The sequence below is a fragment of the Streptomyces pseudogriseolus genome (genome assembly GCA_002154585.1).
GTDB lineage: Bacteria > Actinomycetota > Actinomycetes > Streptomycetales > Streptomycetaceae > Streptomyces > Streptomyces pseudogriseolus.
Genome location: MUNG01000622.1, coordinates 633 through 1,690, shown reverse-complemented (window position 1 = coordinate 1,690; position 1,058 = coordinate 633). Strand labels below are relative to the sequence as shown.

Sequence of the window (1,058 nt, the reverse complement as noted above, 5' to 3'; positions counted from 1 at the left end):
CACAACATCCCGTGCGGGCCGATCCTGTCCACCAAGGAGATCATCGAGGACGACTCGCTGGTCGCCAACGAGATGGTGGTGACCGTCCCGCACCCGGAGCGCGGCGAGTTCGTCACCGTCGGCAGTCCGCTGAAGCTGTCCGACTCCCCCGTCGAGGTGGTCGCCTCCCCGCTGCTCGGCGAGCACAACGAAGAGGTGTACGTCGGCGAACTCGGGCTTGGCGACGAGGAGTTGCGTCTGCTCAAGTCGAACGGGGTGATCTGACGTGATGGCGGAGGACCGGACGGCGAAGGTGCGGGCGGACGGCGCTGACCGCGCCCGAGGGCAAGGTGATCGCCGACGCGTACGGGATCGCCGTGCCCGGGGAGGAGCTGGCGCGGGACGTCGACGAGGCGGTGGCGTGCGCGGCGCGGCTGGGCGGGCCCGTGGTGATGAAGATCGTGTCGCCGGACATCCTGCACAAGACCGACGCCGGCGGGGTCGTGGTCGGCGTCGAGGGGGCCGCGGACGTGCGGGCCGCGTTCTGCCGGATCGTCGGGAACGCGCGGGCGTACGCGCCGGACGCCCGGATTGAGGGAGTGCAGGTGCAGGAGCTGCTGCCGCAGGGGCAGGAGGTCATCGTCGGCGCGGTCACCGACCCGACGTTCGGGAAGGTGGTGGCGTTCGGGCTCGGCGGGGTGCTCGTCGAGGTGCTGAAGGACGTGACGTTCCGGCTGGCGCCGGTGGACGCCGGCGAGACGCTGTCGATGCTGGACTCGATCCGGTCGGCGGAGATCCTCACCGGGGTCCCGGCTGATGCAGCCGCGCTCGGTGGCGGTGATCGGGGCGTCCAACGAGTCCGGCAAGATCGGCAACTCGGTGATGCGCAACCTCGTCGACGGCGGTTTCGCCGGGGAGATCCACCCGGTGAACCCCAGGGCCGATGACATCGTGGGCCGCAAGGCGTACAAGAGCGTCACCGACGTTCCCGGCGAGGTGGATGTGGCGGTCTTCGCGATCCCCGCCCGGTTCGTGGCGTCGGCGCTGGAGGAGGCGGGGCGCAAGCGGATCCCCAACGC

Annotated in this window: 1 protein-coding gene and 1 pseudogene; both read left to right on the top strand. The window is 70.8% G+C overall.

Annotated features, from left to right (window positions below):
- Positions 1-264: CoA transferase (locus CCN29_RS33525; RefSeq protein ID WP_442538662.1), on the top strand; the 264-nt coding region annotated here is incomplete at its 5' end.
- Positions 265-296: 32 nt separating this feature from the next.
- Positions 297-1,058: pseudogene (locus tag CCN29_RS36625) on the top strand (acetate--CoA ligase family protein); the annotation flags it as partial.